Below are 5,238 nucleotides of genomic sequence, written 5' to 3' on the forward strand. Positions count from 1 at the left end.
GTCGACATACGCCGGACCGACCGGCTCGGCGGCCTCCTCCATGAGTACCAACATGCGGCCTGACCAGGCCGGATGAGGTTTCCGGCAAACGCAGGTGTCCCGGCCTCCGCCGCCGGGGTGAGAGCCGAGCCGGCCAGGGCAGCGGTGCTGATCGCCAGGGCGACGGTCCGCTTCGACATGATGCGTTCTCCTCCGTGGTAACGGTCGGGTGATGTGCCTGGTGTCGCGAAGTTGGGGATCGGGAGGCCGGGCCGGTTCGTCACTGGTGGAACCCGAAGGAGGACGGTGGGCCGGGATCTGTCGCCGCCGGGCCGCTGCCGGTGCTGCCCGGCGCCACGCTGACCTCACGCAACGGTGATCGCGGTGTCCCCGGGCGCGGGATCCTCCGTTTCGAAGCGCTCTGCCACACCGGACACGGCGGCCTCGGCCTCGGCCTCGACCAGCTTCTCGATCCGGTTGTGGAACGGCGCACCGGCGATGAAGGCCACGACGAACGCTCCGAGCAGGAAGACCGTTGACAGCCAGGCCATCGTCGGCACCGGCAGCGTGTAGGCACCCACGACCCGGGCCGCGCACTCACCGACCAGCGAGAAACCCCAGGCGAGCGTGAACCCCCTCTCGGCCCGCCGGAACCGGGCCGATCCCGCGCTCAGCCGGTCCCAGGCGGCAATCCTGACAGGCTCGCCCTTGGTGAGAACGGGCTTGAGCCCCGCGCTCACCATGGGCTGCCCGGCGAAGGCGGACCAGACCATCGCGATGCCCACCACGCTGCTCAGCGCGCCGTCCTTGGCCACCGCCAGCCGGGCGTCCCCGGACACCAGCGACAGCCCGATCCCGGCCGTGTTGACCAGCAGCATCAGACCGGCCAGCCCGTTGACCGACCGCCGGGAGACAAGACTCGCCACTGTCCGGACCACCGGCAGCACGCTGCTCAACACGAGCGAGACGATCTGGCTCAACCCGAGTACCGAGTGCAGCAGATAGGAGAGCGCCAGCGGAATGCCGACATCCACCACCAGCGGACGGAGGACCAGCATCACGGGGCTGGTCGGCGGCGCGGTGGGCTTCTTGTCCATGGCTTTGTCTGCTCCTCTGCCGGATGCTCGGCGACCGTTCGCGTGCGCCCAGCCTGCCGTGCGGAGCCGACTTCCCGTCAGTGACGCCTGTGCCCGGATCCGTATGACAGCTGTCACCATGAATTGCTGACGGACCGAAGACCCCGCAGGTCAGCAACCGTCTTGTGGTGCGAGTGTGCCTGTGGCCGGCCGGGACAGACCCCTGGACGGAGCCGACACTCACTTCGCTTTCCTCGGCAAGCAGTACGGCATCCGCCCCAACGGCTGGCGCGAGGCGGCCGGCACTACGGCGAGGCTGGCGTCCACCACTCCGTCGTCGATGTCACCGGCCCCCTGGAGAAGGTCCGCGCGCACCGGCGGGAGGAACGGCGCGAAGCCAAGGAGGACCCGACCGACCGGCCGTCAAGAGCTTTGACAGCAACACCGGTCTTTCGCTTCGTTCCCACCCCGGGCCCTTGGAGCCCCGCAGGTTCGAAGAGCGTGGACTACGGGGGTGATCGCGGCCCAGGGGACGAAGCCGTCGAGGCCGGCGGAGATGTGGTTGCCGTCCTCGTCGGTGGCGCTCTTGTAGTGGCGACTGTGGATTAGGCGCGGCTCGCCGGAGGCATGCCTGCCGTCAGTCTCGTCGGCGCTGGTGCGGATGAGGTGCCGTCCGGTGGGGTCGTCCGGGCTGGGAACGGGGGCAGGGCGGCAGCCTGACCTCATGCCGAGAACTACTGGCGGGAGGGGGTAGTCAGATCGTGCGCGATGCCTCGCCCGAGCTGGTCTCCTCCCGACCCGCCCAGGCCCGGGTATGGAGGGCATCATCGCGCGAACTTGGCGGCGCAGTACGTTGCAACTCGTCCTCTGCCTCGGGAGCTTCGCGGTACGGCTGCGGCTCGAAGCACCACCTGATCACCGATGGGCACGGTGCCCCGCTGGCGGTCCTTCTCACCCGCGGCAACCGCAACGACGTCACTCAGCTTCTGCTCTCGGTGGAGGCGGTCCCGCCGGTGCGGATGACGGTGTCGCTGTCGAGGCTCCGGTTACCCCTCCTTCGGGAGTTGGCCGAGGCACTGGTGGGCCAACGCCGGGGGCCGGCCTCGTCATTGCGCACCTGTGGTGCCGGGGCTCACGGAAATGCGGCTTGACCTTGACCGTGGGGCAGGGCCGACGCTGGTGGCATGAAGAACTCGAACGCGACTTACCCGGCCTGGAGTGGCATGTTGCCGGTGGAGGACACCGCGCTGGCCGTGACCGACACCGGCGGGACAGGTACCCCCGTGGTCTACCTGAACGGTTCCTTCGCCGGCCAGCGGCACTGGCGGCCCGTCATCGACGACCTGGGGTCGGGTTGGCGACACATCTCCTACGACGAGCGCGCCCGCGGCAAGTCGAAGAAGTCGGCGGACTATTCGTTCGAAGCCTGTGTCCGCGATCTCGACGCCGTCCTCACGGCGAGGCGGGTGGAGCGGCCGCTGCTGGTGGGCTGGTCCTACGGGGCGTTGCTCGGGGTGCGGTGGGCCGCTCGGTATCCGGTCCGCGTTGCTGGCGTGGTCGGGGTCGATGGCCCGTACCCGGTGGGCTGGACCGACGAGGCCGACCTGGAGAAGGTCCGGCGGCTGTTCCGCAGGTTCCGGTGGGCGTTGCCGATGGCGCACCTCATCGGCAACGCCGCGCGGATGAGCGCCGAACGGCATGCCGAGATCAGCATCGAGGCCCACCAACTCCACGCCGCCCTCGAACCGGTCCTCGACGGTGTGACCGTCCCGGTCCGGTACGTGGTCGCCTCGGGGGAGGCTTTTGGAAGCTCCGGCACTTCGCAGGAGGACATGCGTGCTGCTCTCGCCCCGGTGCTCGCCCGCAACCCGAACCTCACGGTAAGCGCGAAGGTCGCCAGCAACCACGGCACGATCGTGCGCAAGGATTTCCGCGCCATCGCCGAGGCCGTCCGCGAGGTCGCCGCCCTCACCCGCGAAGGTCGCTGACGGCCATGACCAGAGGCGTCACGATCGGCCAGGCGGCGGCCTTCGCCGGTGTCACAATCAAGACCATCCGCCACTACCACCTGCTCGGCCTGGTCGACGAACCGCGCCGTGACGGTTCCGGCTATCGGCGCTACGGGTCGTCCGACCTGCTGCGGCTGGTTCAGGTCCGGACGCTGGCCGAGTCCGGCGTACCCCTATCCGAGATCGGCGCCCTGCTCGACGCCGATCCGCAGCGGTTCGCCGCCGACCTGGCCGAGGTCAAACGGCGGCTGACCGAGCGGATCGAAGAGCTGACCGCGCGCCGCGACCTGCTGGACCGGCTCGCCAACGGCGACCGGGCCCTGTTGCCCGACCGGGCCTGCGCGCTGTTGGACCGGGCCGCCGACCTCGGCTTCACCCCGGACCAGGTGGCGATCCACCGCGAGGGCATGGTGCTGGCCAGGGCCCTGGTCCCCGACGGCTTCGACGACTTCCTCACCGAGGCCGAGCACGCCCTCGACGACACCCGGTTCGTCGCCTTGAACAAGCAATGCTGGGCCGCCAAGGACTGGGAGCCCGACGATCCCCGCATCGAGGAACTCGCGACCGCCGTGGCCGACCGCTTCCTCGCCAACCCCGCGCTGCTCGCGATCCCGAACGGCCTCCAGGCCCGCACCGACGCCACCCGGTACGGCCTGCTCAACCACCACGGCGAAGACCAGGCACCGGCCATGGCCCGGCTGACCACGCTGGTCGAGGCGAAACTGCGCTCCGCCGGAGTAGACATCCCACACCAATACTGACCTCGGCGCGCCCTGGACGCTCGAACCCAGCGCCGCACCGGGACGGCGAACCGGCCCAACTACTCCGGCAAGCACCACCGCCACGGCCTGCACTTCCTCGCCCTGACCGACGAGCGGGGCAAGCTGATCTGGATCTCCGCCGCCCGGCCCGGCCGCACCCACGACACGACCGCCGCTCGCCGCGACAAGATCGTCGAACACCTGAAGGCGGCCCGTCTCGGCGCACTCGCCGACCTGGGCTTCCTCGGCGTGGACAAGCCCGAGAACCCCGACGACCAGGTCATCGTCACCGGCTACAAGGCCACCCGCCACCGCAAGCTCACCGCCGGCCAGCAGGTCAACCGGGTCCTGGCAGCCGGACGCGCCCCCGTCGAACACGGCTTTGCCCACCTGAAGAACTGGCGGATCCTCACCAAGCTCCGCTCCGACCCCGCCCGCGCCACCGCCCTTCTGCGCGCCCTGCTCGTCCTGGCCGACCTCGAAGCCGGCTGCTGACAGCACCGTGACGGACGATCAATACCGCAGACTCCCGCGCTCAACCAGCCCGAGCACCCCGGAGAGCCCGCACGCCAGCCCTTCCGACCAGCGCGTTCGAAGATGGCGACGCTTCACTGAATGCTCCCTCGCAGGTCATCAACACCGCCACCGTCACCGGTGACACCAGTACCCAAACCGCCACCGACCCACCACCATCAACCCCGCATCACCGTCGCTGACGATCAGCAAGACCCACACCGGGAACTTCACCCAGGGACGGGACGGCCGCTACACCATGACGGTGGGCAACAGCGAGACTGTGGCCACCAGCGGCACGGTCACCGTCACCGACACCCTCCCCTCGGGACTCAGGGCCGACCGCATCAGCGGCCCAGGCTGGACCTGTGACCAGGGCACACTCACCTGCACCCGCAGTGATGCCCTTCCCGCGGGGAGCAGCTATCCGCCCATCACGCTGAAGGTCGATGTCTCCTGCAGGGCCGATGACGCGGTCATCAATACCGCGACCGTCACCGGGGGGGCAGCGACACCACTGCCCCCCACACCGCCACCGACCCCACCGCGATCAAGCACCACAGGCACGACGAACACGACAAGTACCACATGCGCTGTGACCGCCACGACCACTGGTAGACCAACCAACCCCGGGTCCACCTCCACCGGCAGCACGCTGGGATGAGTTAGAACGACCGAGGCCGATGCCCTTGCGGAGGCAGGCAGCGCCGTCGGCCGAGCAGCCGCCCGCTCGTTGAACCCCGCGCGCCCCGACCGGGGCGCGCGGCCTGGCCAGCGGCGTGTCGCGACGCGGCCGATCGAAAGAGGGTGCAGTTCGTCCTGAGTGAGTGGTGCTTCAGGCTGCGAGGCGGAGTCTGTCCTGGTAGCGGGCTTGGTGGACACGACGGTGTTCCTGCTTGA

General features: G+C 69.5%; 5 protein-coding genes and 1 pseudogene. 5 read left to right on the forward strand and 1 reads right to left on the reverse strand.

Annotated features, from left to right (window positions below; translation table 11 throughout):
* Positions 1–344: 344 nt before the first annotated feature.
* Entirely contained in the window at positions 345–1,076 is a 732-nt protein-coding gene (locus ACWC9T_RS40605) for a VC0807 family protein (protein WP_449826053.1), read from the reverse strand.
* A gap of 740 nt (positions 1,077–1,816) precedes the next feature.
* On the opposite strand from ACWC9T_RS40605, the pseudogene ACWC9T_RS40610 reads away from it, so the two are divergent.
* The 5 genes and pseudogenes from ACWC9T_RS40610 to ACWC9T_RS40630 all read left to right on the forward strand — a co-directional run.
* Positions 1,817–2,074, forward strand: a pseudogene (locus tag ACWC9T_RS40610) (transposase); the annotation flags it as partial.
* A 165-nt stretch (positions 2,075–2,239) separates the two neighbouring features.
* Positions 2,240–3,043 (forward strand): alpha/beta fold hydrolase, encoded by an 804-nt coding sequence (locus ACWC9T_RS40615; RefSeq protein WP_449826054.1) that lies wholly within the window; start codon positions 2,240–2,242, stop codon positions 3,041–3,043.
* Positions 3,044–3,048: 5 nt separating this feature from the next.
* Positions 3,049–3,825, forward strand: coding sequence for a MerR family transcriptional regulator (locus ACWC9T_RS40620; RefSeq protein ID WP_449826055.1), 777 nt, complete (start codon positions 3,049–3,051; stop codon positions 3,823–3,825).
* Positions 3,826–3,837: 12 nt separating this feature from the next.
* Positions 3,838–4,320 (forward strand): transposase family protein, encoded by a 483-nt coding sequence (locus ACWC9T_RS40625; protein ID WP_449826057.1) that lies wholly within the window; start codon positions 3,838–3,840, stop codon positions 4,318–4,320.
* Positions 4,321–4,597: 277 nt separating this feature from the next.
* Entirely contained in the window at positions 4,598–5,002 is a 405-nt protein-coding gene (locus ACWC9T_RS40630; RefSeq protein ID WP_449826056.1) for a hypothetical protein, read from the forward strand.
* The last annotated feature ends 236 nt before the right edge of the window (positions 5,003–5,238 follow it).

Source organism: Kitasatospora sp. NPDC001159 (assembly GCF_053598235.1).

Bases quoted from the DNA above. Each gene is read 5' to 3' on its own strand.
- ACWC9T_RS40605 (WP_449826053.1), bottom strand. From the start codon at position 1,076: ATGGACAAGAAGCCCACCGCGCCGCCGACCAGCCCCGTGATGCTGGTC.
- ACWC9T_RS40615 (WP_449826054.1), top strand. From the start codon at position 2,240: ATGAAGAACTCGAACGCGACTTACCCGGCCTGGAGTGGCATGTTGCCG.
- ACWC9T_RS40620 (WP_449826055.1), top strand. From the start codon at position 3,049: ATGACCAGAGGCGTCACGATCGGCCAGGCGGCGGCCTTCGCCGGTGTC.
- ACWC9T_RS40630 (WP_449826056.1), top strand. From the start codon at position 4,598: ATGACGGTGGGCAACAGCGAGACTGTGGCCACCAGCGGCACGGTCACC.